Below are 26194 nucleotides of genomic sequence, written 5' to 3' on the forward strand. Positions count from 1 at the left end.
CTTGCCGCCCGATGGGAACGCGGAAGCGGGACGGCTGAGCGATGGGTTATGAGCTTGCCAACGTGTCGATCCGTGCGGCGACGGCTGCGTCGAATGTTTCGCTGAACGTCTCGTACGAGAACGGCTTCATGAGCACGCGCTCGTGCCGATAGCACGCGGGGACGATGCTGGGATCGTAGCCCGTCACGAAGATGAACGGGATGCCGCGTTGGCGCAGGACATCGGCCACGGGATAGACCACGAGGCCCGCCACATTGACGTCGAGGATCGCAAGGTCGAGATCCCCTTCGAGTGCGAGGGCGATCGCCTGTTCGAATGTCGCGGCAGGGCCGATGACCTGCCCGCCGCAATCGCACACCATGTCCTCGATCAGCATCGACACCAGGGTCTCGTCCTCGACGACGAGAACGCGGGGGCTGCGGAAGGTCTGCATGGGCTCTCTCCCGATGGTGTGAACGTGATGCGTGGATGCCTGCATGTGAGCCCGACTGCGTTGGATGGATCGTGATGGATGGCGCGTCCTGCCGCCGGACGGCGGCAGGACGTCGAGAGTGTTACGGCTGTGCGGCCTGGATCTCACGGGCTTCGTCGAGAATCTGATCGAACACCGCGGATTCAGGATCGATCTCGAGCCCGAGCCTTTCGTTGAGCACCTTGACGGGCTCTTCCGGCACGCCCGGCTTCGACAGAGCAGCCAAAGCGGTTGCGGCTGCGGTGATCTCGGCGTCGGTGATCTCGTCCTCGACATCCGTGCCGAGCGTCAGCGCCTTCTCGTAGGTCGCGATCAGCCCGACCGTCGAGTTCGGAGCGGCATGCAGCCGGGCCGTCGCCGAGGCATTCACAGCGTTCATGCGGCCGAGCTTGGCGGTGTCGAGCCCGATGGTCTTGGCGCTGGAGGCTGCCTTTTTCGCGTCGGACGAAACTTTCGTCCCGGCCTCTCTGGCATCGCGCTTGGTATCCCGGGTGCTGCGCGCCTGCTCGGCCCTCGCCTGCCCCTTCGCGGAAGCGTCGCTCGGACCGGAGCTGCGGCCGCTGCGCTCGCTGCCGCCGCCACGGGAATTCTCGGCTCCGCCGCCGCGTGACTCGCCGCCGGACTTTCCACCGGAGCCGCCGCCATGGCCGCCAGAGTTGCCGCCACTGCCACCGCCACCGGAGTTGCCGCCGCCGTTGCCGCTTCCGCCGCCCCCGCCCTGACCGCCACCATTGCCGCCGCCACCGCCATTGCCGCCACCGCCGCCGTTTCCACCGCCGTTGCCGCCTCCATTGCCTCCGCCGTTACCACCGCCGTCGCCGCCTTTGGCCTGGGCCTGGGATTGGTCGAGCTTGAGCGAGGTCAGATCGAGCGACAGCGGCTGCAGGCTGACGGCGAGGCCGAGAGCAAGCGCCGAAACGGTCAGAGCAAGACGTCGTGTCATAAGGTTTCCTTCCAAAATGGACGAGAGCTGGTGAGCCCCTTGGCCGAAAAATTATGTGAGAAATTTTCCCACGTCAACCCGAACGTGGGATTGCTTCCCACGGGCGGTCGGGCTATTTGGATGTCATGTCCGGCGACGCCCCCCGCTCTCTTGAACCAGCCAAGCTGCATGCGCCCCTCGCGCGCCTGCTGCGCCCCCTCGTGCGGCTCCTGATCCGGAGCGGGATCACGTTTCCCATGCTGGCGGAGCTGCTGCGCGAGCTTTACGTGAACGTCGCCGAGTACGACTTCGCCCTTCAGGGGAAGGAGCAGACGGACAGCCGCGTCAGCCTGCTGACCGGCATCCACCGCAAGGAGGTGCGCCGGCTGCGGGGCGCGGGCGCCCCGGTCAACACGGTGCCGGCAACGGTCTCGCAGACGAGCCGCATCCTGGCCCGCTGGCTCGCGGACCCGGACTTCACCGGCCCCGACGGGCGACCCCTGCCCCTCCCCCGCACGGCCGAGATGCCGCAGCCGTCCTTCGAGCGCCTCGTCGCCTCGGTCACACGCGACGTGCGGCCCCGCGCCGTGCTGGACGAGTGGGTCGACCGCAAGCTGGTGGTGCTGGACGCCGAGGATCGCGCCGTCCTGGCCGAGGCGGCCTACGTGCCCCGCGGCGGAGACGACCAGCAGCTCTACTATCTGGGCCGCAACCTGCACGACCACATTGCCGCCGCGGTCGCGAATGTGGAAGCCGGGTCGCCGCCCTTCCTGGAACGAGCCGTCCATTACGACGGGCTGACGAAGGAACTGGCCGAGCAGCTGCAGCGGCGCTCCCGCGACGTGGCCATGGAGGCTCTGCACACCCTCAACCGTGAAGCCCACGCCGCCAGCGACAACGCTCCCGCAGGTCAATGGCGCTGGAATTTCGGCGTTTACGTCTATTCCGAAGAGGTCGTGCCGCCATCCGCGACCGCGACATCCACCGACACCACCGACACGGGAGCCAAGCCGTGAGACATCACGCCGCCGCTTCGCTCGCACGAACCCATGCGCTCTGGCTCGTGGCGCTGGTTCTGCTGGTCGCCTCGCTCTCCCTGGCATGGGGCCAGCAGCAGGGGCAGGACCGCGGCATCGGCGGCACCGGAGTCGTGTTCGACGATCAGGACGGCGACCGGGGCATTGGCGGCACCGGCATGATGGGCCGCATCCGCGGCTTCGGCAGCATCATCGTCAACGGTCAGCATGTGAACTACGCGCCCGACGTGCCGGTGCGGATCGACGGGCAGCCCCGGACAGCGGCCGACCTCAAGATCGGTCAGGTGGTCCGGGTGGTTGCCGAGAACCGCAACGGCGTGCTGGCGACCCGACAGATCGATGTGACCAGCGAGGTGGTCGGCCCGGTCGACACGACAGGCAGGACGACTCTGACCGTGCTCGGTCAGACCGTCTCCACGCAGGCCTTGGGCACCTCAGGCCAGTGGCGGCGTGGCGAGCGCGTGGCGGTGTTCGGCCTGCGGCGGCCGGACGGCACCATCGTTGCGAGCCTGATCGAGCGGCGGGATGGCGGGCCCGACCGGATCGCCGGCCAGGTGACCCGAGCGCGCAACGGCAGCCTCGGGATCGGGCGATTGAAGCTCGCCGGGGTGGATCCTGCCCTCGCCGGCACCCGGGCCGTGCTCGAAGGCTCCTATGCCAACGGCACGCTCCAGGTGACCCGGACGGCCCGGGAACGGGATCTCCTGGGGGCGAATATCCGGCGCTTCTCCATCGAGGCCTATGTCGAGCGGACACGGAATGGCTTGCGCCTCGGATCGGGGCTCGAGGTGACAGGCCGCCCCTCATCGACCCTGCCGGTCGGGTCCTATGCCCCGGCGGTGGTCACCGTCGTGACGGATCAGAGGGGCCGTCTCGGCATCGAGGGGGTGTCTCTCGAAGGAAAACCAACCTCATCGCGCGGATCAAACCAAGGGGTCGATAGCGGCAATTCCCGCAACACGCCGGCCGATGCCCGGGGACGCGGGCCCGGACCGCGCGATGCGCATCCGGGATCCGGCTCGTCCCGCCAGGACGCCTCGCCCGGCGGCGGTCGTGGGCGCGACGGCCAGGGCGGATCATCCGGGAATCCATCGGGCGGAAGCGGCAGCAGCGGCCATGGCAATAGCGGCGGCGGCAACCAGGGCGGAGGCCGCGGCGGCGACCACGGCGGCGGACCCGGTGGTTCCGGCGGCTCCGGTGCAGGCGGCGGAGGCGGCAATGGCAATGGCAACGGCGGCGGGAACGGAGGCGGCCAGGGCGGGGGCGGCAATGGCGGAGGCAACGGGGGCGGCGGCCACGGCGGTGGCGGCGGAGGAAGGCGCTGACAGGATCGGCATGAAGGCCAAGTCTGCGCGCTGCGGATCAGGCCTGTGAGGCGGCCCCAGCACCGGCTCGCCAGCAGGCGAATGAATGTTCAAGCCCTCAGGGCAATGCCGTCGAGCAGGTAATCGAGGCCTTTCCGGAACGCGCCGTCCGGGTCGTCGTCCAGCTAGTGCTTGCGGGCCTGCACCAAGTAGACGGGGACCGTCGTCTCTCCGAGAGCCTTGCAAGCTTCCAGGCGATGCAGCCCCTCCACCAGGACAAAGCGTTTGCCGTCGGGCCGCACAAGGATGGGCGCTTGCTGCCCCTTTTCGATGATGCTCTCCGCCAGAGCTGCAACCTTCTGCAGATCCAGGGTCTGCCGGCGCTGCACAGGCACATAGACATCCTGGATCTCGATGATCTGCTTTTTCATCATCTCTGCTGCTCCTGGTCCAAGGCTCGTGTCGGTGGATGCTGTCTTTCTAAACCATCGGACGTGAAATCGATTTCACGTCCGATGGTTTAAGCTTTTGGCCTGGAGCATCTTTTCACGCAAAACCGGTTCCCACTTTTGCGTTCGATGCTCTAGCTTCGCGCCTGCGAGGCAGCTGAGCCCCCTGGCTTGGCGGCAATCCAGATCGTGTGTCTTGCGCCGCCGCCCGTTCGCTTGGCGCGGGCACCGACTTCGTCCACGCTAAATCCCACCTTGCGCAGGCGCTGGGTGAATGCTCTGTTCGGTGCGGATGACCACACGGCCAAGACGCCGCCCGGCGTCAGCGCCGACCGGGCGTAGCCCAGCCCTTGGAAGTCATAGAGGCTGTCATTGGCCCTGCTCGTCAGGCCTTCTGGCCCATTGTCGACATCGAGCAGAATAGCATCGTAGGCAGACCGGCTCGATCGTATCAAACGCCCGACATCTCCTTCATGGATGCTGACGCGGGGATCGTTGAGGCTGTCGCCGAACACTTCGGCCATCGGACCTCGCGCCCATGCCACAACAGCCGGGAGGAGTTCGGCCACGGTCACCTGAGCGTCGGAGCCCAGTTCGGCAAGTGCCGCGCGCAGCGTAAAGCCCATCCCCAGTCCGCCGATCAGGATCTTTGGTCGCTCACGCCCCTGTATGCGCAGGCATGACAGTTTAGCGAGCGCCTCCTCGGAGCCGCTCAGACGGCTGTTCATCAGCTCGTTGCTGCCCAGCATGATGGAGAACTCGGTCCCACGCTTCTTGAGACGCAGTTCGCCCCCGTCACCAGGGATTTTCGCCGTGTCGAGTAAGACCCAGGGGATCATGAAGTGCTCTTCGTACGATGGTGGTTTTCTCGTCCTGGCACATGCACGGTAGAATGCACTTGCCGGGAATGGTCAGACGATCAACGCACGCTCCCACATGCGTTCGGTCACCGCGTCAAGTTCTCCTGAACGAGCAATGCTTCGAGGCGGGCCATTCGGCGGTCGGAACGCGAGGCTCCTATCGCTTGCCGCCGGGCGGCTTCGCCGGCGTCCCGCTTTTACCCTGGTTCGCGAAGGGCGAGGTCGGGATTGCATCCTTGGGCTTTTCCTTCTTCGGCTTCTTTGCTTCGCGATTACCGCGCTGTTCGCCTCTGGCCATGGCCCGTCTCCGTTATTCGTTCGCGGGGGAGATCATCTCAGTCGTCGGTCGTCTTGTCGAGCAGATGGTCGAAGTCGGCCATGACGCGGTCGATCAGCTTGCGGCGGCGCAGATCGCTTGCATCCAGGCTCTGTGCGAAGAGGCCCAGCAGGTAGCGTGCCTTCTCGACCGCCTCGTGCCAATCGCTGGCTGGCGCGGCTGCCAACAGGTCTTCGAGTTCTGCCTGTCTCGTGCGCAGCGCTTGCTGGTCGGCTTCGACCTCGGACCGCAGACGTCGAAGATCGGTTGCCTTCTGAGCCGCCATGCCGCGATGAGCATCGAGATTGGTTGGTTGATCAGCCATCATCTGTTCCTCCGCGTGGGTTACGTTCCTGTTCCTGATGGGTCGATTCCTTAAGCGCGTTCGATCAGCAGGCGAGACAGCATCTTGGCCACGCGCTCGTTCTGTCCAACGGGTTCAGGCGTCACGCCATGCCATTCATGCGCTCGAAGTGCCCACCCGACATCCGACACGCTGCCGAGGGGCTCATGCGGCCAGGCAGGCTCGCCCGTCGGCGTCAGGATCATAAATTGCCGCGAGGCCTTCATGCCCACGCGAGCGACGTACAGGATCTCGTCGCCCCGTCGCAGCAGCGCGACCGGCTCGTAGATCTGCGATCCCTGGAAGAAGGCTTCGCCGCTGGTCAAACCTCGGATATCCGCGCTGTGATCTCGCCTTCGCGCACGGCGCGCTCGCCGAAGCCGGAGGACTTGATGCGGTAGGAGAATTCACCAGTGTGGTCGGCCGGCATGAGGCGGGTCACCTCGTAGATGCCGCTCGCGCTTGCGCGCTTATCCGAGATCCGCGGATGGGTGATGCGGACGATCTGATTAACCCGGTACTTATGGGACATTCTCTTCTCCTGAAAATTCAGTTGTCGTTGGGCCGGGCAGAACGGTCAGCGGAGACCGCGTGTCTGCCGGTACAAATGAAAAAGCCGCTCCCACGCGGGAGCGGCTTCAAGGCTTAGCGGCGCAGGTCTGTAGCCTGCCCCCACCATCAGCGGTTAGGCCATCTCGATGTTGTTGACGGCAACCTTGCCCGAACGGCGATCCTCGGCGGTGTCGAAGGAGACCTTCTGGCCTTCAACGAGACCGCGTATGCCGGCGCGCTCGAGAGCGGTGGCGTGAACGAACACGTCCTTGCTGCCATCGTTCGGCTGGATGAAGCCGAAGCCCTTCATGTCGTTGTAGAACTTTACTGTGCCCGTAATCATTGGGGTAACCTTTCGCGGTTTTTGCAGATGCACGTGAGGGGAGAGCGCGCAGAAGCGCGACCTCAACTCGGTTCGTCGATGTAATGGTAAGAAAGTCCGAACGTGCGCCTGGAAAGACCAAAAGCGAAACGACCCGATTGTCCGGCCAAAATCCGATAATGATTATATAGATCTTTTCCTGACCAATAGCAAGCTCTGCCGGTCATCTATATTATTCTAGACGAAAACTCGAATATGGCTTTCCGAGACCCCGGCGAGCGAAACCGATTGCGAACTGCCATCGACCCCATGCTGTTCGAAGTCGAAGCCGTGGCCATGCTGGACTTGCGCAAGCATAGATCAGGCCGTTCAGGTTGCCGAATCCGCCTGAGAACGTGTAAGAGCCTGCCCTCGCAGCGATGAAAGTCGGCCCATGCAAGGAAAGGCAACCGTTGAAAACCAGCCGCTCGCCGGACGTCGCGAGTGGATCGGGCTCTGCGTTCTGTCGGTCGCCTGCCTGATCTACTCGATGGATCTCTCGGTGCTCTTTCTGGCGATGCCCGCCATCGTGGCGGATCTCGACCCGTCGGCATCCGAACTGCTCTGGATCAACGACATCTACGGCTTCATGGTTGCGGGCTTTCTCGTGACCATGGGCACTCTCGGCGACAGGGTCGGCCGCAGGCGCGTACTGCTCATCGGCGCCTTCGCTTTCGGCGTAGCCTCCGCGCTTGCCGCGTTCTCGAGCACGGCTCAGCAGCTCATCGTGGCGCGCGCGCTGCTCGGCATCGCCGGCGCGACCATCGCTCCTTCCACCCTCTCTCTGGTGGTCAACCTCTTCTCGAACGAACACGAGCGGAACCGGGCGATCAGCATCTGGGGCACGGCCTTCGCCTTGGGCGGACTGGTGGGTCCTCTCATCGGTGGGGTGCTGCTGCAATATTTCCATTGGGGCTCAGTGTTCCTGATCAACATCCCGATCATGCTCGGCCTGCTGATCGCCGCGCCCTTCCTGCTGCCGGAATATAAGAACGAGGGCGGCGAAAGGCTCGATCTCCTCAGCGTGGCTTTGTCGCTCGGAACCGTGCTGCCTGTCATCTACGGCTTCAAGCACATGGCGGCCGACGGCTTCGCGCCGCGCCAACTGGTGGCCATCGCGGCCGGCCTATTGATCGGCGTACTGTTCGTGCGCCGCCAGAAGAGCCTCGCGCATCCGTTGATCGATCTGCGCCTGTTCCGCATCCCTGCCTTTACCGCCTCGCTGATCGTCAATCTGGCCGGCGTTTTCTTCGTGTTCGGCGTGTTCCTGTTCCAGAACCTGTTTCTGCAACTGGTTCTCGGCCTGTCGCCGCTGGAGGCGGCTCTGTGGTCCGTACCGTCCGCGCTGGTCTTCACGATCATGTCGTTTCAGTCGCACCGGTTCACCAACCGGCTCGGGCCGGTCAAGACCGTGCTCCTCGGCCTGCTCGTCAATGCCGCCGGCGTCTCCGTGATGGCAGCAGCAGCCTATGCCGAGAGCCTGATCGGCGTTCTCGGTGCGAGCATGCTGGTCGGTCTCGGCTTCGTGCCGGTCATCCTCACCACGACGGGCCTGATCGTCGGAACCGCACCGCCGGAGCAGGCGGGCTCGGCCTCCGCGATCTCCGAGACGAGCGCGGAGTTCGGTGGAGCGCTCGGCGTCGCTCTGCTGGGAAGTCTCGGAACGCTCGTCTATCGCATGAGCATGGATGGCGTGGATCTGAGCGGGCTGAACGCCGCGCAGCAGCTCGCCGTCTCCGCCACGCTCGCCGGCGCAGTCGAAACTGCGAAGGCCATGGGAGACACCACGCCCGTCTGGCTGGAAGCAGCCCGGAGCGGATTCTCGCTGGGTTTTGCAGCCTGTTGCGCTCTCGCCGCGGTCACGCTGCTCGGCCTGGCCCTTCTCGCCCACAGGATCTATTCCAGCGCCCACATCGACGAGAACGCCGCGGTGCAGCACTAAAGCATCCGTGAGCTGACGGGATTGGGAGACGACATCACAGATCCGCTTCGACATCCTTGAGGAGCTTCTCGCGCCTGCGGCGGGACCGGATCTGCTCCGTCCCGACGGCATGGCCCCTCAGGAGCACCCGGCCCGGTTGCCTGACCACGTCGAACCGGCGCATCGCCCCGGCGAGGATGTCCTCGGAGCCATGCACCGCGATCACCTTGAGCTCGAAGGCCACGAGTTTATCCCAGTCGTCCGGCACGACATCGCCTCCAAGCCCCTCGCCTCCTCGCAGCACGGGCTCGATGAGACTCCGGAACGATCCGATGTCGACGAAATGCCCCGCCTGCAGGGGGCCCTGCTTGGTTGCGAGCGTTTGATCCGAGCGCCCCTCCTGCAGCTCGGTGACCGGGCGGCTCCAGCGCCCCTCGGTCGTCTCGACGGTACCGATGAGGCTCTCGATGTAGATCGCCTCGGCGCTCATGTTGCTGATCAGGCATCGGGCCTCGAGCCCTGACCCGGCGCCGCGATTGATCAGGATGCTCGGCCTCTTCTGGCGGCGATAGCTGCTCACGAACACGTGCAGGTAGGCGACCCACACGAGCAGCATTGCGATATTCGCCAGGGCGCTGATGACTTGATGATGGTTCGCGATCCAGTCCCACATGAAAGTTTTCCGTCATTGCGAGGGAGGATCGAGCTCATGCTCCGGGGCGCCGTGGACAAGCTGCGTTGCCGGCGATTGGACGAGCAGGAGATAACGTTCGAACTGAACGAGCACGTCGGTGATGATCTGGTCGCGGCTCAAGCCCATGATGTCGTAGCCGCGGCCGCCGCTGGAGAAGTAGGTGCGGGCCTCGTATCGATAATCGGGTTTGTCCGTGACGAGCGGGGAGAAGGTGGCGACGGGCTGGGCGCTGGGGCTGACGCCGTAGACGAAATCGCGGACGCCTTCCGCGGGCGAGCGCAGGGCAAGGGCACCGCCGTCCTCCTCGAGCACATGGGTGGCGCGGCCGCGCGAGCTCAGCTCCCTGGCGACCTGATCGAGCGCCGGATGCACCTGGGTGGCGATGAACGCGCCGACTTCGCTTGCAGTCGGCGCATGCAGGATGAGGGCGAGACGGCGCTGCCAGGTGAGCCCGGTGGCAGGGTTCGCCGTGGGGACATGCTGCCGGCCGGCGTGGGCCTGCTGCTGGGCGAGATCCGCGCGCATGCCGATCACCAGCGACCAGACGAGAGCCAGCATGACGAAAGTGAAAGGCAGGGCGCTGGCTACGGTAGCCGATTGCAGGGCTCCAAGCCCCCCGGCAAGGAGCAGGCTGGCCGCGACAAGGCCCTCGATGACGCACCAGAAGATACGCTGCCCGGTGGTGGTCTGGGTCTCGCCGCCTGCGGCGATGGAATCGACGACCAGCGATCCGGAGTCCGCGGACGTAATGAAGAAGATCCCGACCAGCAGCACGGCCAAGGTCGAGGTGAGGCCCGAAAACGGCAGATACTGAAAGAAGTTGAAGAGACCGACCGATACGTCGTCGGCGATGGCCGCGCCCAGCGCGCCGGCCGCCGCGCCGGTGTCGACGAAGATCGCGGTGTTGCCGAAGACGGTCATCCAGAAGAAGGTGAAGCCGGCCGGGATGAACAGCACGGCGGTCACGAACTCGCGCACCGTGCGGCCGCGCGAGATGCGGGCGATGAACATGCCGACAAACGGCGACCAGGAAATCCACCAGGCCCAGTAGAAGAGCGTCCAGGCGTCGATCCAGGGCGTCGGCTGATAGGCATAGATGTTGAAGGTCCGCAGCACCAGCGAGTCGAGATAGAGTCCCAGATTCTGCACGAAGTCACGGAAGAGCTGCGCCGTCGGCCCGACCAGCAGGACGAAGATCATCAGCAGGATGGCCACGATCAGATTGGTTTCCGAGAGGATGCGCACGCCCTTGTCGAGGCCGGTGACAACGGAAATCGTCGCCAGTGCGATGATGACCGCGATGAGCGGCAGCTGGACTTCGAGGCCGATAGGGATGCCGAGAAGATAGTTGAGGCCGGCGTTGATCTGCGAGACTCCGATGCCCAGCGAGGTAGCGATGCCGAAGATCGTTCCGACAATGGCGAAGATATCGACGGCATGACCGATGGGGCCGTTGATGCGCTCCTTGAGGAGCGGATAGAGCCCCGAACGGATTGTGAGCGGCAGATTATAGCGATAGCCGAAATACGCCAGCGACAGGCCGACCACCGCATAGATGGCCCAGGCGTGAATCCCCCAATGAAAGAAAGTGACCGCCATCGCCTCACGCATCGCCGCGATGGAGCGCGGTTCGGCCGTCGGCGGTGCCATGAAATGGGTCATCGGCTCGCCCACGGCGTAGAACATGAGGCCAATCCCCATGCCGGCGGCGAAAAGCATGGCGATCCACGAGACGAACTTGAAGTCGGGAGTGGACTCGTCCGGTCCGAGCTTCAGCCGGCCGTAGCGGCCCAGGCAGAGGAGCAGCACGGTCACAAGGAAGATGCCGACAGCCAGAAGATAGAGCCATCCGAAGCTGTTGAGAATGGTGGCCTGCACGGCACCGAAGACCTCCCCGGCACGGTCCGGGAAGACGATTCCCAAGGCGAGGAAGATGCCGATCACGGCGACGGCGCCGAAGAAGACCGGAGGATTGATGATGAAGCGTTTGAACATGCGGCCTCTTTGGATGCTCAGTCGCCAGCCGCGGCCCGTACTGGAGCAGGCGGCGTCGCTTCCGCAGCGCCCACGTCCTGATCGAGAGCATCGTTGAGCGCAGCCCGCTGGGTCCGCGCTCAACGATGCTCTCACTTATCGAAGAAGCATCTGATCAATCCCAAAAGTGCAGATCCACTTTTGGGTCCGATGCTTTGGGATAGAAGACCGTGAAGGGGGAAGAGTTCCGGCGAGGCCCGGCTGCATGCGGATTTCGATTGCCGGAAGCACGCAGCATGGCACAGTGCGTTTGAGCGCTCGAACCTGCGACCGGGAGCGGCTCTGGATCGATGGGTGCCCTGTGGCCTCCACACGGAACCCATCCCCTCCATCGCGCTTGGCTCTCATCCACTCAAGCTTCAGGAACACCCATGCCCCGCTATTTCTTCAACGTGCAGATCGGCCAGGACATCCTTCCGGACCCCGATGGGCAGGAGCTGCGCGATGCGGATCAGGCCTGGGAGGTGGCGCAGGCGATGGCGCGGAATCTGATGGGCACCGCGTTCGAGCGTCCCGTCAACTGGGCCTCCGCGCTGATCGAGGTGAAGGACGAGCAGGATGAGATCGTCCTGGAATTTCCCTTCCTCGAGGCCGTGCCGTTCAAGCCGACCTCCCATTGAGACCTGACAGAGTCTCGCGCCGCTCATCCCGAAGAGAACTCACGCGCAAGGCCGCGTCGTGCTACAATGCTCCGCCTCACCGTGACACGGAGGAGAGTCATGAAACGGTCTCTCGTGGTGTTGGGACTTCTCGCGGCAGGCGCCTTTCTCATCCCGGACGGTGCGGCCGCCCAGCGCGGCGGGCCTGGGTTTCGGGGCGGCGCACCGAGTTTCCGGAGCGGCGGCGGAGCGATGGTTCCCCGGATCGGAATGGCGGGCCCACGCGGCTTCGCCGGCCCTGCTCTGGCGGGACGGCCAGCCTTCCGTGGAGGCGCCGTCGGCCTTCGTCCCGGAGGCTTTCGTCCAGCCCTTGCCCCCGGCTTCCGCGGTTATGGTCGGGTGGTCGACGTGGTCCCGCGCTATGATCGCGGCTGGCGCTATCCCTATTACGGCGGCTATTATCGCACAGGCTGGGGCTATCCGTCTTTTGGCGGAGCCCTGCTCGCCGGCCTGACCCTCGGGGCGCTGAGCTACCCCTATTACGGCTACGGATACGGCACTCCCTATCTCTATGCGGGAGCGGTCTACGGTGAGGAATGCTACTGGGCCCGACGCCGGGTCATCGACCCGTGGGGCCGGGTTGTCCGCCGCCTCGTTCAGGTCTGCACGTATTGAGCGAGGCCCGCGTCGGCCGAGCCGGCGCAGGCCTTGGGAGTCCTGCTCCCGCGCTCACACGATGAACAGGTAGCTCATGTCGGCCGCGCTGCCGGCGCCGCGCAGCACCACGCCCGTCTCGAAGCGGTTGTCGTTGTTCAGGTCGGACAGCAGGTAGCCCTGGTCGGCCGTCGGGTTATACAGGAACACATGGGCGATGCTGGCGCTCGTGAACGTGCTCTCGGCCTGGGCGGCGGCAGTCGCGATCGAGGTGGCGCCGGTGGCGGCCTCGCGATAATTCGTCGACGTGCCCCGGATGCTCATGTCGATCCAGTCCGCGGCCCGGTTCCAGTCGGCGATGGTGTCGGCGCTCGTCGTCCTGATGCCGGAGGAGCCGCGGCTGAACACGAACACGTCGACGCCCGTGCCTCCCACGAGCCAGTCCCGCCCGCTGCCGCCGTCGAGCCAGTCGTCGCTGGAGCCTCCGTTCAGGTAGTCGAGGCCCGAGCCGCCATAGAGGTCGTCGTAGCCGGATCCGCCGTAGAGATCGTCGTTGCCGGACTGGCCGAGCAGGATGTCGTAGCCGCTGCCGCCGACGAGACGATCGTGCCCGGACCCGCCGTACAGATCGTCGTCGCCCGTGCCGCCATTGATGTAGTCGTCGCCGGCGCCGCCGAAGACGATGTCGTAGCCCCAGCCGGCGAAGATGTCGTCGTCGCCGTCATAGCCGAAGATGTCGTCATCGTCGCCGAAGCCGTAGATCAGGTCGCCGGAATTGGTGCCGTCGATGAGGTTCGGCCAGTCGTCGCCATACAGAATTGCCATGGTTTCCTCCGCAGAGCAGCCCCCTTTTCGCCTCGGTCAACCTGATGGCCCGCGACGCGGACAACGGACATCACCTCTCGCATCCGCCGCCGTGCGCCTGCTCTTGACCCCTCGGTCCGAGAGGAGGTCTCCGCTACCGCATGAGGCTTCGAATCCTGCACGGCGCCGGACCCGTCTCGGGCTCAGGTCAGTACGAACTGCCAGTATAATTGATCTTCGCAGACTTGTCCGAGGCTGCGTGTGCCGTTCACGCCTTCTGCGACGATTGCGCGGGCGAAAATAGGGGTTAGCTTTTCCGCGCCGAAGAACGCTCTACGAGGTCTGCATGAACAGCGCCGCCTTGACCAGGCGGTCGGGGCCGAGATCCTCCTGGGCATCGAGAGCCAGGAGCTCCGCCAGGCGCGTGCGGGCTCGGTTGATGCGGCTCTTGATCGTGCCGAGATTGGTGCCGCAGATCTGGGCCGCCTCCTCGTAGGACACGCCCTCGGCCCCCACCAGCAGCAGCGCCTCGCGCTGCTCGATGCTGAGCTTGGCGAGCGCCGTCTGCATGTCGCTGAAGTCCAGGCGCGCACCCTGCTCGGGCATGACCGCCAGCTTGCCGGCCAGTGCGCCCTCCGGGTCGTTCACCTCCCGGCGGCTCTTGCGCATGTCCGTGTAGAACTGGTTGCGCAGGATGGTGAAGAGCCACGCCTGCATGCTCGTGCCGGGCTGGAACTTGTCCAGGTTCTCGAGCCCGCGCAGCAGGGCCGCCTGCACGAGGTCGTCCGCATAGGTGACGTTGCCGGTGAGCGAGATGGCGAAGGCGCGCAGGTGCGGGATCGCCTCCAGCATCGCCTGACGGACGGGATCCTCACTCGCCATCGCGGTCTTTCCCCTTCCCGTCCAGCTGCGCCAGGAGCTGGACGAAGCGGTTGGGCACCGGCTCGCTCATGAGCTGGGCGTAGAAGGCCTGGAGCTGCTCGCCCAGGAAGGTCGCCACATGGGGCGGCAGGCTCGGCTCCGGGCCCGGATCGCCGCTGACGTTCAGGAGGTTTTCGAGCGCGTCCGGCTCGTCCAGTACGGTGCCGTCTTTGGGTTTTTCCTTGGACACGCTCACTTCTCCAGATCCCACCGGACCGCTCCCGCATGCCTGCGGCCCGCAAGGGATACCTTGCCCTTACCCGAGGCAGGGAGCTCTGCCATTAACTTAGGATAACCGTGGGCGCAGCCGCAGGACCAGGCGCAAGCTTTGCTTTTTTCCCTAACGGAAGCGCAATCCCGTCAAAAGTTAACGGAATAACCACAACTCCGGGCGGAATGTGGCGCTGATCGTCGCTCACAGGCTCACCGGACTCATCGTGCCCGCCTCCCTGCTCATCGTCCTCAGCATCGTTGTCGCGGCGGCCGTCATCGTGGGGGCCGTGCTCCTGCTGGTGCGGGGCTACACCGACGATCTCTCACGCGCCGAGGGAGACCTGGCGAACCTCGCGCTGACCCTCCAGGAGCGGACGGACGGCATCCTCCAGTCCATCGAGGGCGTCCTGCGCGACCTGGTGGACCGCATCCCGCAGGCGAGCCTGCGGGTGAGCGAGTTCGACGGCTTCGCCGCGTCGCAGGCCACGAAGGCGGTTCTGGTCGGCGCTTCCTGCACCCTGCCCCAGATCGTGCGCATCGACCTCGTCAACGCCCGCGGGCGGCTCGTCGGCACGTCGAACCCGCGCCCGATGTCCGATCCCATCTACCTGACGGGCTCATCCTACTACCAGGCCCTCTCGACGGATGCGTCGCTCACCTCTTACTTAAGCGAGCCGATGCGGATCCGCACCACGGGCAAGAAGGTGCTGTCGCTCGCGCGCAGGATCGACGACACCGAAGGAAACCTCCTCGGCATCGCAGTCTCCACCATCGATCTCGACCATTTCGAGACGCTCTACAAGGAGCACCTGCGCAAGCCCTCGTCGGCCGTCACGCTCTACCGGCGCGACGGCACCGTTCTGGCGCACAGCCCACATTCCGAGCGGGCGCTGGGCCGCAAGATCTGGAAGCCCGACACGCCGCTGCAGCGGATGATTGCCAAGAACAGCCCGACGCTCATCCGCGACGTGAGCTGGATCGACCGTCAGGAGCGGTTGTTCGCGCTTCATCCGCTGGCCCATCATCCGGCCGGCATCGCGGTCAGCCGCACCGTGGCGGAGCTCATGGCCGGGCAGCGCCTGGAGGCGCGCGTGATCGGGTTCATGGCCTACATCATGGGCGTCGCCGTCGATACCGCGAGCCTCCTGGGCCTGCGGCATGTGAGAACCGGGATCTTAAGGGCCGCGAGCGAGAGCTACCTGTCGCGCCACGACGTGCTGACCCGGCTGCCCAACAGGCCGTTCTTCATCGAGGAACTGAGGCGGACATACCTCGCCTCGCAGCGGGCCGGCACGGACTTCGCCCTGCACCTGATCGACCTCAACCGGTTCAAAGACATCAACGACAACCACGGCCACGGCGCCGGCGACGAGATCATCCTGGCGGTGGCGCGGCGCCTGCGCGAGCGCCTGCGCAAGGGCGACTTCATCGCCCGCATCGGCGGCGACGAGTTCGCCATCATCCAAAGGCCCGTCAGGGGCCGGCAGCAGGTCACGGATGTGGTCCAGGCGATCCAGGCCGCGATGAAGACCCCGTGCACTGTCGGGAGCACGGAGATCGATGTCGGGCTGTCCATCGGAGTCGCGCTTGCGTCCTCCGACGGCAAGACCTCGACCGAACTCATGCGGGCCGCCGACGTGGCGCTCTTCGCGGCGAAGTCCGACCCGGACGGGAGCTATCGCTTCTACGACCCCAACATCCAGGATTCCCGCGCAGAACGCCGCGCACTCGAGGAGGCCCTCAGGAGCGCCCTGGACAAGCGGGAGTTCGAGCTGTTCTACCAGCCGATCCTCGATCTCGGGACGAACCGGATGTGGGGCTGCGAGGCGCTGGTGCGCTGGAAGCACGCCACGAAGGGCATGATCCCGCCCCTGCAGTTCATCCCGACCGCCGAGGAATCGGGGCTCATCGGGCCGATCGGCGACTGGATCCTCGAAGAGGCCTGCGCGACGGCCATGACCTGGAACCTCCCGCTGAAGGTCGCGGTCAATCTCTCGCCGGTGCAGTTCAAGCGCCGCGACGTCTATGCCAGCGTCACGAAGGCCCTGACCCTCTCCGGCCTGCCGGCCCAGCGGCTGGTGCTGGAGATCACGGAATCCGTCAAGCTCACCGAGGAGGCGACCGCGTCCCTCAGGCGGCTCAAGACCCTGGGCGTCGGGATCTCGCTCGACGATTTCGGCACCGGCTATGCGTCGATGAGCTATCTCAGGAGCTTTCCCTTCGACAAGATCAAGATCGACCAGTCCTTCGTGCGCGGCATGATGGAATCCTCGGGCAGCCGCGCGATCATCAAGGCCACCATCGGGCTCGCCAATGACCTCAGGATGAGCACGACCGCGGAAGGCGTCGAAACGCAGGAGCAGCTCAATGCGCTGCGCGTGGCCGGCGCCTCGCAGGCTCAAGGCTACCTGATCGCCAAGCCGATGCCCCGCGAAGCCCTCGAGGCTTTCATGACCGAGATTCAAAACCCTCAGCAGACCGCGCGGGCCGTCGCCTGACGCGGCGCCCGGTTTCAGGCCGCCTCAGGCCATGAATGCTGCCGCTCGGCTTCGAGAAGCTGCTCGGCCCTGCGGGTGAACTCGTTGCCGGGCAGGCCCGGCTGGATCGGGTCGAGATAGGAGACCGAGATGGTCCCTCCCCGCTTGACGGGCCGGTCCACGCCCCAGAAGTGTCCCGAGTTCAAGGCGACGGGAAGAACCACCCGGTCGAGCTTCGCGTAGAGGATCTCGACGCCGCGCTTGAACGCGACGGGCTCGGAGACGGACTTTCGGGTGCCTTCCGGGAAGATCAGCACGGAACGGCCCTGGGCCAGCGCGGCGCGGCTCTCGTCCACCATCTTCCGTACGGCCTTCGTGCCGCTCTCCCGGTCGATCAGGATCATCGGCGACTTGCGCAGGAACCAGGAGAAGACCGGGATGCTCAGCAGTTCCTGCTTCGCGACGATCGCCACGTCCGGAAAGAGCGCCAGGAACGCCAGGGTTTCCCAGGTCGATTGATGATTGGCGACGATCAGGCAGGGCTCGTCGGGGATATTGTGAAGGCCGCGCTCCGTATAGCTCAGGCCGACGATCCGCTTCAGGCCGGCGAGAATGCCCCGCGCCCACAGCCGCGACGCCACGCGCACGGCCCGTTCCGGGGAGCCGCACAGCCACAGCACGGCGAGCACGGGCGCGAAGAGGCCGGTCCAGAGAGCAAGATAGAGATCGAAGAGCTTCGAGCGGAAGAGCTGCATGGCCATGAAATGCTTCGGATGAATCAACGTTTGCTGCGCATCACGCTCTGCCGCGATGCCGGCTCGCGATCAACAAAAAACGAAGCGGCGCATGATCACATGCGCCGCTGCAAGGATGATAACGGAGAGGTGTTCTGGAGATGTTACTCTGCAGCCTCGGTGCGAGGCGCAGCGCTCGGTGCCGCCATCGGGCGGCGGGCGCCGGCGGCGCCCGGACGGGGCTTCGGCTTGGGCGCCGCAATCAGCCCTTCGCGGATCGCCTGCTTGCGGGCGGCCTTGCGGTTGCGCCGGACGGCCTCGGCCTTCTCGCGGGTCTTTCGCTCGGAGGGCTTCTCATAGGCCTTGCGCGCCTTCATCTCGCGGAAGATGCCTTCGCGCTGCATCTTCTTCTTGAGAACCCGGAGGGCTTGATCGACGTTGTTGTCGCGTACCAGAACCTGCAATGGATGTCCTCTCTACGTGTTGGTGTGTTGCTCCGCCTCGACTTGCGCCTGGCGGATCGATCAATGACGTTTGTGGGCGGGCGCCCGGAGCATCGTGCGGACCCTGAGGGCCGCGTCAGCGATACTCTCTATCAATCCGATGCATCAGGCGCTTCGGATCTCGCCTTCGCGGACAGCTCTCTCGATCATGCCCGACTTGATCCGGTACGAGACTTCTCCCGTCTGGTCGGCCGGCATGAGCCGCACGACCTCGTAGACGGTGCCGGCATTCGTCCGTGTATCGGAGAATCCGGCCTGCGTCATCCGAACCATCTGTCGAATCTTGAACTTGTGAGACATCGCTCGATCTCCTCTTCCGTATCGGCGGGATCGGACGCGACCGTCGGACCCGGCGAGCCAAGGTGCTCCTTGGCCAGGGTTCTACTTGCGGGCCTTGCGGGCCGCATAGCGGGCGTCGCGGGCTGCCTTGCGCTCGGCTTCGAGCCTTGCGTCCTCGACGATCTTTTCGGCCGCCATCCGCGCATCCTGCTCCGCCTGCAGCTCTTCCTGCTTCGCCTGCTCGGCCGCGCGGGCCTCGCGCTCGGCTGTCATGCGGGCATCGTCGGCGAGGCGCTTGGCTTCGCGCTCGGCGAGACGAGCATCGCGCGCGGCGCTCACGGAAGCCCGGGCAGCCCGCCGCTCCGCAACCGCCGGATCGTCAAGTCCCGGACGCTGCCGGAACTTTTCCGCCATGGCCTGCTTCGCGTTCTTGGCCGCATTGAGCCGCTCGCCGAAATTCTGATGCTTCATTCCGCTCATTGATCCTTTTTTGCCTCGCCGAATGCGGGGCCGATTACCGGACGCGCCGGATGCTTGTGATGTCGCCGCCCGGGAGAGTGCCCTGCTCCTGCTGGGCGCGTGCAATCAGCCCGACAGCGCGGGGATCGCTGGCCTTGCCCGGATTGTCGACCCAGAGATAGGCCCTGCGGGCGTCGGCATAGTCCACCACGAACATCACGGATTTCGCAGCAGTCGCTTTTCGAAAGGTGTTCATTGTGTCCTCGCCGGTTTCGCCATCGTAGACGATGGCATTGCAAAAAGCAGAAGCCGCCCCACGCGGGAGCGGCTTCGTCGTTCAGGCGCTGTATGAGGCGCCCGTCATTCTTTAGGCCGTCTGGATGTTGTTCACGGCAACCTTGCCGGAACGACGATCTTCGGCGGTGTCGAAGGACACCTTCTGGCCTTCACGCAGGCCGCGGATGCCGGCACGCTCGAGAGCGGTAGCGTGGACGAAAACGTCCTTCTCGCCGTTGTCGGGCTGGATGAAGCCGAAGCCTTTTTGATCGTTGTAGAACTTAACAGTGCCTGTCATCATGGCAGTATTCCTTGGAGTTTATGCATTAGTGCACGTGAGCTCGAAGGCGTGCGGAAGCACGACCTCGGGCTCGGGTTCGTCGAAGTTTGGGAAGAGCGTCTGAACGTGCGCCTGGCATGCCAAGGCGTAACGGCCCGATTGTCCGGCCAAAGGTCGATGATCCTGATGTAGGGCGTCCAACCCGCAAATACAAGGCGCCATTTCGAGAAAGTGCCGAAATCCCTCTGAGCGTTGTTCTTCGATGAAGGCCGATTTGCCTGGGAAAACCACGCAATAATCGCGGCTTCGCCCCAGGTTTTACTTTCCTCAACCGTAGCGTTTCACCAGATTTCGGGAAGTTTTATCTTGCCATCAGGCGGTGGATGCCCCATATGGATCCCATCCAACCGAGATGTTCGGCCTGCTCTCCCTAGCTCGTGATCGAGCCGCCGAGCCTGCTTCCCGTTCCCATCGTTTGCCACATTCGGCCCTTCCGGGCGGATTTTACCTGTCGGTGCGCTGCGCCGACCGTTTCACTCATAGAAGAAGCCGTCAGGGCCCTGCCCGATGCGGCCACAGGATGATTATGTCGACTGCCATTCACGTTCAAACTGCCAAGACCCCTCCCCAGCACGCCAAGGTCCGCGTGCAGCCCAAGGCTGCCCCGAAGCCGCAATCCTCCGGGCTGTCCCGGGAGGAAATCCGCCAGATCGTCCTCGAGATGATCGGCTGAGCACTCCTGAGACCCCGGAACCGGCCGTCTATGCTCCCCCGTCCGATTGGTGTACGGGACGGAGCCGCGCCCTGAAGCATCGGACCCAAAAGTGGATTTGCATTTTTGGGGTCCATCCGATGCTTCCTTCTTGGAACAGAGCATCGTGTGGACCGGACCCAGCGGGCCGCGCTAGCGAACACCGGATCCACTTTTCCGCACGATGCTCTAGATCAGGGTAGCGATCAGGACAGCCGGATGACGAGGTTGCTGTGAGAGTTATCGTCTGCGGTGCCGGACAGGTCGGTTCGACCATTGCCCGGCACCTCGCCTCCGAGGGCATCGATGTCACGGTCATCGATTCCTCGCCCGAACAGGCCCGCCGGGTCGACGAGAGCTACGACGTCCGCGGCATGGTGGGCCACGCCTCCCATCCCGAAGTCCTCGAACGGGCGGGCGCGCGCGATGCCGACATGCTCATCGCGGTGACCCGCTCCGACGAGGTCAACATGGTTGCCTGCCAGGTGGCCTATTCCCTCTTCAACATTCCCCGCCGCATCGCCCGCGTCCGCCACAGCGGCTACCTGGAGCGCAAGCACCGCGGTCTCTATGCCCAAGACCAGATGCCGATCGACGTGATCATCTCGCCCGAGATCGAGGTCGCCAGCGGCATCGAGCGCCGCTTCCGCACGCCGGGTGCGTTCGACACGGTGCCGCTCGCCGAGGGCCGGGTGCAGTTGCTCGGCATCCACTGCAACTCGGGAGCCTGCTCCCTCCTCGGGCGCCCCTTGAGCGAGTTGAAGACCTGCCTGCCCGATGCGGGCCTCGTGGTGATGGCGGTCGTGCGCAACGGTCAGGCGTTCGTGCCTCACGGGAGCGACCGGATCGAGGCGGGCGACGACGTCTACGTGGTGACCGAGACTGGCCAGGCGGATCGGATCATGCGCTTCTTCGGGCACGAGGAGGAGGTCGCACGCCGCGTGATCATCGTCGGCGGCGGCAATGTGGGCCTGAACCTCGCCAACCGGCTGGCCCATTCCGCGCCGGGCACCTCCCTGCGGGTGATCGAGAGCTCCCGCGAGCGGGCCGAGTTCATCTCGCAGGAGCTCGGCGACAGCGCCGTGGTGCTGCACGGGGATGCCCTCGACAAGGAAACCCTGACCGAGGCGAACGTCCAGGCCGCCGAGACGATCATCGCGGTCACCAACGACGACGAGACCAACATCTTCGCCTCGGTACTGGCCAAGCGGGCGGGCTGCGCCCGCGCCATCACCCTGGTCAACAAATCCTCCTACGAACCCCTCCTGCCGACGCTGGGCATCGACACGGTGGTGGCCCCGAACGCGATCACGATCTCCAGCATCCTGCGCCACGTGCGCCATCGGTCCGTCTCGGCCCTGTACACCCTGCGCGAGGAGTTCGGCGAGGTGATCGAAGCGACGGCCCAGGCCGGTTCCCGCCTGGTGCGCGGCAGCATCCGCGAGGTCGAGGTTCCGCCGGGGATGCTGATCGGCGCCATCGTGCGCGACGACAAGGTCATCATTCCCACCTCCTCGACGACGATCGAGGCGGGAGACCGGGTGATCGCCCTCGTCACCTACCGGGCCCTGCGCAAGGCCGAGGCCCTGCTCGCCGGACCGCACCGGGACGAGCCATGAAGGCAACAGCCTCCCAATCGCTGCATGAGCGGCTGTCGCTCGGCCCATGGTCGCCGCCGCATCTGCGCCCGGTGCTGCACATCGTCGGGCGCATGCTGCTTGCGCTTGCGACCGCCATGCTGCTGCCGGCCATCGCCGACCTCGCGGCGGATAATCCCGACTGGCGGGCGTTCCTGCTCGGCAGCGGCGTGACCTTCGCGTGCGCGGCGGCGCTCACCTACCTGACCCGCTGCAAGCTGTCCGGCGGGCTCACGCTCCGCCAGGCCTTCGTGCTCACGCCCCTGGCCTGGACGGCCATCGCCCTGTTCGGCGCGCTGCCTCTCTACATCTCCGACTATGCGCAGCTGCGGGACAACTTCACGAACGCGTTCTTCGAGTCCATGTCCGGCCTCACCACCACGGGCTCCACGGTGATCGTCGGCCTCGACGCGGCGCCTCCGGGAATCCTGCTGTGGCGGGCTCTGCTGCAATGGCTCGGCGGCATCGGCATCGTGGGCGTGGCCATCGCCATCCTGCCGGCCCTCGGGGTCGGCGGCATGCAGCTCTTCCGCACGGAATCGTCCGACCGCTCCGAGAAGGTGATGCCGCGCGTGCGCGAGATCGCAACCGCCATCGGGCTGGTCTATCTCGGCCTCACGGTCATGTGCGGCGTTCTCTACTGGCTCGCCGGGATGACGCCGTTCGAGGCGCTGGTGCATGGGCTCACCACGCTCTCCACGGGAGGGTTCTCGACCTCCGACAGCTCGATGGGGAATTTCGGACCGGCGGCGCAATGGGTCGGGACGGTCTTCATGCTGGCGGGCGGCATCCCGTTCGTTCTCTACGTGCGGATCGTCCGGCGCGAGCGCGACATCCTGCGCAACACGCAGGTGCAGGCCTATCTCGGGTTCCTGCTGGCGATGAGCCTCGGGCTTGCCGCCTGGCTGGCGCTGTCGGGTCGCTACGGCGTAGAGGAGGCGCTGCGGCTCGCAGCCTTCAACGTCGTCTCGGTGGTGACCACCACGGGCTTTGCCACCACCGACTACAGCCTGTGGGGGAATGCGGCCATCGGCATCTTCTTCGGCCTCACATTCGTGGGCGGATGCACGGGCTCGACCTCGGGCGGCATCAAGATTTTCCGCTTCGAGGTGATGGTCACGGTGCTGCGCAGCTACCTGCGCCAGCTCATCTATCCGAAAGGCGTCTTCCGGCGCATGTATGCCGGGCGGCTGCTGCCGGAGGACGTGGTCGCCTCGGTGGTGGTGTTCTTCGCGTTCTTCTTCGCCTGCTACAGCGCCGTCACCATTCTCCTGATGGCCCTCGACCTCGACTTCCTGACGAGCGCGAGCGCGGCCGTGACGGCCCTGGCCAATGTGGGACCGGGCCTCGGGCCGACCATCGGGCCTGCGGGCAACTTCGCCACCATCCCGGATGCGGCCAAATGGGTTCTGGCCTTCGGCATGCTCCTGGGACGGCTGGAGCTGTTCACCGTGCTGGTGCTGTTCTTCCCGCAGTTCTGGCGCGGGTAACAGGAGCGGCGCTCAGGCGATCAGCGCCGCGGGGCCTTCTTGGCGGCTTCCTCCATGCCGCGAGGGTTCTTCTTCACCCCCTCCCGGAGCACCTTCGCGGCGGCGTCCTGCTCCTGCCTGGGAGAGGCAGAGACCGGCGCGGTGTCCCCGCGGGCTTCCAGACCCTGGCCGTCGGGCTTTTGGCTACCCGCCTTGGCGGCCGATTTCAGGGAGCGCAGGGCCTCGGGCTGTTGACCATCCTGCATGCGGTTGGGCATCGGGCGAACTCCTTCAAGGCGGCCTCATCGCCGCCTCACAAGGCAATTCCCGTCCCGCCCGGGCGTTCCATCCCGGCAGCCTGCCCCTCGCCCCGCTCCTTCGCGAAGGCTTCCTCCGTCAAATCCGCATTGCGCGCCCGTCCGCCCATGGGCCAATAGGGCATGCGCGATCCGTCCCTGTGGCTCATTCTCTCGGTCGGCCTGACCTTCTTCCTTGCCGGCATCGTCAAGGGCGTCACCGGCATGGGCCTGCCGACGGTGGCCATGGGGGTGCTGGGCACGCTCATGACGCCGGTGACGGCGGCCGCCCTGCTGATCGTGCCGTCCTTCGTCACCAATGTCTGGCAGTTGGCCACCGGCCCGAGCTTCACGGCGCTGATCCGGCGCCTGTGGCCGATGATGCTGGGCATCGTGGTCGGCACGGTGGCCGGCTCGTTCGTTCTGGCCGATGGGAACACGCGATGGACCACGGCGGGCTTAGGGTTCGCCCTCGTCGTTTATGCCGGCTTCACCCTGCTGGCGCGGCAGCTCTCCGTTCCGCCCCGTCTGGAGAATTGGCTGTCGCCCCTGGTGGGGCTGACGACGGGTGCCGTCACCGGAGGCACCGGTGTCTTCGTCATCCCGGCCGTTCCGTATCTTCAGGCCCTCGGGTTGCGCAAGGACGACCTGATCCAGGCCCTCGGCTTGTCCTTTACCGTATCGACCATCGCGCTTGCGGCCGGGCTGGGATGGCGCGGAGCGTTCCAGCTCGATGGCCTCCTCCTGTCGTCGCTCGCCATCGCGCCCGCGCTCATTGGCATGTGGCTGGGCCAGCGCGTCAGGCGCAGGGTCAGCCCCGAAACATTCCGGCGATGGTTCCTCATCGGCCTGCTGCTTCTCGGGGCTGAGCTCGTGCTGAAATCGGTTCTCGCGGCCTGAAGGCCGACCGTTGGATACGCTGTTGGGAGTACCTCGAATTCCCCGCATTCGCGGTAACTCCCAGGGGGAATCGCGGTTGCCGCGCGTGAAAAACAAAGGTTAGTCTGAAAGGCAGGGTCGCTTGCAAAGAGCGGTGCCGAGCCAAAGAACGAAGGTCGTCTGCCCGAAGATCATCAAACAACAAGAACAGCGGCACGCCGCGTGCCGGCTTGTGCTGGAGCAAACTCCAGCGGGAGGATCGTGTGCGTGGTCACGAGGGCAAGATCGATGGGTATGAGCTCAAGAGTTTCCTGCGCATCGAGCATGGTCTTGCGCGGCAGTTCACGCTGGTGGCGGCCGCCGCGCTGATCGCCGCCATGATCGTTCTCGGCACGTGGGTTTCGAAGAAGATCGAAACCGGCGTCTCCGAAATCGCCGGCGCCTCGGCGGCCCTTTACATCAACACCTTCCTCACCCCGCACCTGCAGGACCTCGCCCATGGCGACACCCTGTCGGAAGCGAGCATCCACGCGCTCAACGAAACGATGATCCAGCCCGCCATCCGGGCCCACGTGTTGAGGATCAAGATCTGGAAGCAGGACGGCCACATCATCTACAGCGACGACAGGAATCTCATCGGCAAGCGGTTTCCTCCAAGCCCGCACCAGATGGCCGCCTGGTCCGGCGCCGTGGCCACGGAGGTCGATCATCTCCACCATGAGGAGAACGAGGGAGAGCGCGCCATCGACACCCCCATGCTGGAGGTCTATGCCCCGGTCCGCGACATCCGCAGCGGAGAGGTGATCGCGGTGCTTGAATTCTACGAGGATGCTCAGGCGCTGAAGGAGCAGCTCTCCGCTGCTCACTGGCAGAGCTGGGCGGTGGCGGCCCTGGTTGCCGTCGCGATCATCGGCGCTCTGTTTTCCATCGTGTCGGAAGGCAGCAGGGCCATCGATCATATGCGAGGCTCGCTGTCGCACCGGATCCTACAGCTCAAGGAGCTGTTGCGGCAGAACGAGGTTCTGCGCGCGCGGGTCGAGCGTTCGGGGCGGCATTTGGACGATGGCGATGCAGGCTTCATGCCGCGTGTCGCCTTGAACCTGCGCGATGGTCCCGCCCAGTCCATCAGCTTCGCGCTCATGCGGCTGAACAATGTGGGGCGTGATGCCCCGGACGGAGCGGAGCTGCAGGCCGTTCGGGGCGCCCTCTCGACGGCGCTATGCGACATCTGGGACATCTGTGCAGGGCTTCAGCTGCCCGAGGTCAGCAACCTGTCGCCTGCCGACGCGGTTCGGAAGGTCGCGAGGGATCACGAGCAGAAATCACGCATGAATGTGGACTGCAGGATCGACATCCCGAGGCCCTGTGCGATCCCCGCCTTCATCAAGGTCTGCGCATCCCGGTTTGTTCAGGTCTGCCTGGACAGCACGGACCGGGACGACACGATCAGAAACGCAACCATTTCGGCACGCTCGGATTCCGCGGCGTTTCATATCGATATGACGGCCGACGCTCCGGCTTCCGGCGACCTGGAGGACATCGAGAACGCCCTCCGGCTCGGCCTGTCCGGGCTTTGGGACCAGATCGAGAGCATCGGCGGCACGATTGCCGTGGAGGCGCAATCGGGTGGGACAATGCGACTGAAAGCTTGGCTGCCGTTGGTGCAGAACGGCAGCCGAATGAGGTGATCGGAACGGA

33 protein-coding genes are annotated in these 26194 nt (G+C 65.3%); 11 read left to right on the plus strand and 22 right to left on the minus strand.

Going from position 1 to position 26194, the window contains the following annotated elements:
* Nucleotides 1–46 precede the first annotated feature (46 nt).
* Nucleotides 47–433: a response regulator gene (locus JAO75_RS02760; protein WP_199046482.1), complete on the minus strand. Its 387-nt coding sequence runs from the start codon at nt 431–433 to the stop codon at nt 47–49.
* Nucleotides 434–554: 121 nt separating this feature from the next.
* The gene (locus JAO75_RS02765) at nt 555–1415 is read right to left on the minus strand and encodes a hypothetical protein (protein WP_199046484.1); all 861 of its coding nucleotides are present in this window, start codon (nt 1413–1415) and stop codon (nt 555–557) included.
* Between the two features lie 125 nt (nt 1416–1540).
* Between JAO75_RS02765 and JAO75_RS02770 the strand changes: the two genes are divergently transcribed.
* Both JAO75_RS02770 and JAO75_RS02775 read left to right on the plus strand, forming a co-directional pair.
* Nucleotides 1541–2410, plus strand: coding sequence for a DUF6502 family protein (locus JAO75_RS02770; protein WP_199046486.1), 870 nt, complete (start codon nt 1541–1543; stop codon nt 2408–2410).
* Nucleotides 2407–3756: a DUF5666 domain-containing protein gene (locus tag JAO75_RS02775; RefSeq protein WP_199046488.1), complete on the plus strand. Its 1350-nt coding sequence runs from the start codon at nt 2407–2409 to the stop codon at nt 3754–3756. Before JAO75_RS02770 ends, JAO75_RS02775 begins: the two co-directional genes overlap by 4 nt.
* Nucleotides 3757–3920: 164 nt before the next feature.
* On the opposite strand, the gene JAO75_RS02780 is transcribed toward JAO75_RS02775, so the two are convergent.
* The 7 genes from JAO75_RS02780 to JAO75_RS02810 all read right to left on the minus strand — a co-directional run bounded on the left by JAO75_RS02780 (nt 3921) and on the right by JAO75_RS02810 (nt 6598).
* On the minus strand, nt 3921–4169 hold the full coding sequence (locus JAO75_RS02780) for a ParB N-terminal domain-containing protein (RefSeq protein ID WP_199046490.1): 249 nt from the start codon (nt 4167–4169) through the stop codon (nt 3921–3923).
* 149 nt (nt 4170–4318) lie between these two features.
* Nucleotides 4319–5023: a spermine/spermidine synthase domain-containing protein gene (locus JAO75_RS02785; protein WP_199046492.1), complete on the minus strand. Its 705-nt coding sequence runs from the start codon at nt 5021–5023 to the stop codon at nt 4319–4321.
* A 178-nt stretch (nt 5024–5201) separates the two neighbouring features.
* Nucleotides 5202–5342, minus strand: a complete 141-nt coding sequence (locus tag JAO75_RS02790; protein ID WP_199046494.1) for a hypothetical protein — start codon at nt 5340–5342, stop codon at nt 5202–5204.
* A gap of 37 nt (nt 5343–5379) precedes the next feature.
* The gene (locus JAO75_RS02795) at nt 5380–5685 is read right to left on the minus strand and encodes a hypothetical protein (protein ID WP_199046496.1); all 306 of its coding nucleotides are present in this window, start codon (nt 5683–5685) and stop codon (nt 5380–5382) included.
* A gap of 50 nt (nt 5686–5735) precedes the next feature.
* Nucleotides 5736–6029 carry a hypothetical protein gene (locus tag JAO75_RS02800; protein ID WP_199046498.1) on the minus strand — a complete coding sequence of 98 codons (294 nt, stop codon included), beginning with the start codon at nt 6027–6029 and terminating at the stop codon, nt 5736–5738.
* A complete protein-coding gene (locus JAO75_RS02805; RefSeq protein ID WP_199046500.1) occupies nt 6026–6235 on the minus strand; it encodes a hypothetical protein in 210 nt (69 codons plus the stop codon). The genes JAO75_RS02800 and JAO75_RS02805 overlap by 4 nt, the downstream gene beginning before the upstream one ends.
* A gap of 153 nt (nt 6236–6388) precedes the next feature.
* Nucleotides 6389–6598: a cold-shock protein gene (locus tag JAO75_RS02810; protein WP_199046502.1), complete on the minus strand. Its 210-nt coding sequence runs from the start codon at nt 6596–6598 to the stop codon at nt 6389–6391.
* 412 nt (nt 6599–7010) lie between these two features.
* Between JAO75_RS02810 and JAO75_RS02815 the strand changes: the two genes are divergently transcribed.
* Entirely contained in the window at nt 7011–8558 is a 1548-nt protein-coding gene (locus tag JAO75_RS02815; protein ID WP_199046504.1) for an MFS transporter, read from the plus strand.
* Between the two features lie 34 nt (nt 8559–8592).
* Here JAO75_RS02815 and JAO75_RS02820 read toward each other — a convergent pair whose 3' ends face one another.
* Together JAO75_RS02820 and JAO75_RS02825 are read right to left on the minus strand one after the other, a co-directional pair.
* Nucleotides 8593–9210, minus strand: a complete 618-nt coding sequence (locus tag JAO75_RS02820; protein ID WP_199046505.1) for a hypothetical protein — start codon at nt 9208–9210, stop codon at nt 8593–8595.
* A gap of 12 nt (nt 9211–9222) precedes the next feature.
* On the minus strand, nt 9223–11226 hold the full coding sequence (locus JAO75_RS02825) for a BCCT family transporter (RefSeq protein ID WP_199046506.1): 2004 nt from the start codon (nt 11224–11226) through the stop codon (nt 9223–9225).
* Nucleotides 11227–11636: 410 nt separating this feature from the next.
* On the opposite strand from JAO75_RS02825, the gene JAO75_RS02830 reads away from it, so the two are divergent.
* Together JAO75_RS02830 and JAO75_RS02835 are read left to right on the plus strand one after the other, a co-directional pair.
* Entirely contained in the window at nt 11637–11885 is a 249-nt protein-coding gene (locus JAO75_RS02830; RefSeq protein ID WP_199046507.1) for a DUF6894 family protein, read from the plus strand.
* A 99-nt stretch (nt 11886–11984) separates the two neighbouring features.
* On the plus strand, nt 11985–12539 hold the full coding sequence (locus JAO75_RS02835; RefSeq protein ID WP_199046508.1) for a hypothetical protein: 555 nt from the start codon (nt 11985–11987) through the stop codon (nt 12537–12539).
* Nucleotides 12540–12593: 54 nt separating this feature from the next.
* Here the strand turns inward: JAO75_RS02835 and JAO75_RS02840 are convergent, their stop codons facing one another.
* The 3 genes from JAO75_RS02840 to JAO75_RS25315 form a co-directional block, all read right to left on the minus strand.
* On the minus strand, nt 12594–13343 hold the full coding sequence (locus JAO75_RS02840; protein ID WP_199046509.1) for a calcium-binding protein: 750 nt from the start codon (nt 13341–13343) through the stop codon (nt 12594–12596).
* A gap of 312 nt (nt 13344–13655) precedes the next feature.
* Nucleotides 13656–14204: a sigma-70 family RNA polymerase sigma factor gene (locus JAO75_RS02845; RefSeq protein WP_199046511.1), complete on the minus strand. Its 549-nt coding sequence runs from the start codon at nt 14202–14204 to the stop codon at nt 13656–13658.
* Nucleotides 14194–14433, minus strand: coding sequence for a NepR family anti-sigma factor (locus tag JAO75_RS25315; protein WP_199046513.1), 240 nt, complete (start codon nt 14431–14433; stop codon nt 14194–14196). The genes JAO75_RS02845 and JAO75_RS25315 overlap by 11 nt, the downstream gene beginning before the upstream one ends.
* 208 nt (nt 14434–14641) lie before the next feature.
* Between JAO75_RS25315 and JAO75_RS02855 the strand changes: the two genes are divergently transcribed.
* Nucleotides 14642–16954, plus strand: a complete 2313-nt coding sequence (locus JAO75_RS02855) for an EAL domain-containing protein (protein ID WP_199046514.1) — start codon at nt 14642–14644, stop codon at nt 16952–16954.
* A 14-nt stretch (nt 16955–16968) separates the two neighbouring features.
* Here the strand turns inward: JAO75_RS02855 and JAO75_RS02860 are convergent, their stop codons facing one another.
* From JAO75_RS02860 to JAO75_RS02885, 6 genes are all read right to left on the minus strand, one after another.
* Nucleotides 16969–17694 carry a lysophospholipid acyltransferase family protein gene (locus JAO75_RS02860; protein WP_343234541.1) on the minus strand — a complete coding sequence of 242 codons (726 nt, stop codon included), beginning with the start codon at nt 17692–17694 and terminating at the stop codon, nt 16969–16971.
* Between the two features lie 137 nt (nt 17695–17831).
* The gene (rpsU, locus tag JAO75_RS02865; protein WP_199046515.1) at nt 17832–18131 is read right to left on the minus strand and encodes a 30S ribosomal protein S21; all 300 of its coding nucleotides are present in this window, start codon (nt 18129–18131) and stop codon (nt 17832–17834) included.
* Nucleotides 18132–18275: 144 nt separating this feature from the next.
* Nucleotides 18276–18470 carry a hypothetical protein gene (locus tag JAO75_RS02870; protein WP_199046516.1) on the minus strand — a complete coding sequence of 65 codons (195 nt, stop codon included), beginning with the start codon at nt 18468–18470 and terminating at the stop codon, nt 18276–18278.
* 81 nt (nt 18471–18551) lie between these two features.
* The gene (locus JAO75_RS02875; RefSeq protein WP_343234542.1) at nt 18552–18920 is read right to left on the minus strand and encodes a DUF6481 family protein; all 369 of its coding nucleotides are present in this window, start codon (nt 18918–18920) and stop codon (nt 18552–18554) included.
* Between the two features lie 43 nt (nt 18921–18963).
* Nucleotides 18964–19164, minus strand: a complete 201-nt coding sequence (locus tag JAO75_RS02880) for a hypothetical protein (protein WP_199046518.1) — start codon at nt 19162–19164, stop codon at nt 18964–18966.
* A 111-nt stretch (nt 19165–19275) separates the two neighbouring features.
* Nucleotides 19276–19485, minus strand: coding sequence for a cold-shock protein (locus JAO75_RS02885; RefSeq protein ID WP_036357668.1), 210 nt, complete (start codon nt 19483–19485; stop codon nt 19276–19278).
* A gap of 565 nt (nt 19486–20050) precedes the next feature.
* Here JAO75_RS02885 and JAO75_RS02890 point away from each other — a divergent pair.
* The 3 genes from JAO75_RS02890 to JAO75_RS02900 all read left to right on the plus strand — a co-directional run bounded on the left by JAO75_RS02890 (nt 20051) and on the right by JAO75_RS02900 (nt 23342).
* Nucleotides 20051–20197, plus strand: a complete 147-nt coding sequence (locus tag JAO75_RS02890) for a hypothetical protein (RefSeq protein ID WP_199046519.1) — start codon at nt 20051–20053, stop codon at nt 20195–20197.
* Nucleotides 20198–20448: 251 nt separating this feature from the next.
* On the plus strand, nt 20449–21834 hold the full coding sequence (gene trkA / locus JAO75_RS02895) for a Trk system potassium transporter TrkA (protein WP_199046520.1): 1386 nt from the start codon (nt 20449–20451) through the stop codon (nt 21832–21834).
* On the plus strand, nt 21831–23342 hold the full coding sequence (locus JAO75_RS02900; RefSeq protein WP_199046522.1) for a TrkH family potassium uptake protein: 1512 nt from the start codon (nt 21831–21833) through the stop codon (nt 23340–23342). The genes trkA and JAO75_RS02900 overlap by 4 nt, the downstream gene beginning before the upstream one ends.
* A 20-nt stretch (nt 23343–23362) precedes the next feature.
* On the opposite strand, the gene JAO75_RS02905 is transcribed toward JAO75_RS02900, so the two are convergent.
* On the minus strand, nt 23363–23599 hold the full coding sequence (locus JAO75_RS02905; RefSeq protein ID WP_199046524.1) for a hypothetical protein: 237 nt from the start codon (nt 23597–23599) through the stop codon (nt 23363–23365).
* Nucleotides 23600–23634: 35 nt separating this feature from the next.
* Nucleotides 23635–23763 carry a hypothetical protein gene (locus tag JAO75_RS25145; RefSeq protein WP_281433484.1) on the minus strand — a complete coding sequence of 43 codons (129 nt, stop codon included), beginning with the start codon at nt 23761–23763 and terminating at the stop codon, nt 23635–23637.
* Here JAO75_RS25145 and JAO75_RS02910 point away from each other — a divergent pair.
* Both JAO75_RS02910 and JAO75_RS02915 read left to right on the plus strand, forming a co-directional pair.
* Nucleotides 23762–24517, plus strand: a complete 756-nt coding sequence (locus JAO75_RS02910; RefSeq protein ID WP_199046526.1) for a sulfite exporter TauE/SafE family protein — start codon at nt 23762–23764, stop codon at nt 24515–24517. The two genes, JAO75_RS25145 and JAO75_RS02910, sit on opposite strands and share 2 nt — an antisense overlap.
* Nucleotides 24518–24759: 242 nt before the next feature.
* Nucleotides 24760–26184, plus strand: coding sequence for a sensor histidine kinase (locus JAO75_RS02915; RefSeq protein WP_199046528.1), 1425 nt, complete (start codon nt 24760–24762; stop codon nt 26182–26184).
* Nucleotides 26185–26194 lie beyond the last annotated feature (10 nt).

Source organism: Microvirga splendida, assembly GCF_016427565.1.
GTDB lineage: Bacteria > Pseudomonadota > Alphaproteobacteria > Rhizobiales > Beijerinckiaceae > Microvirga > Microvirga splendida.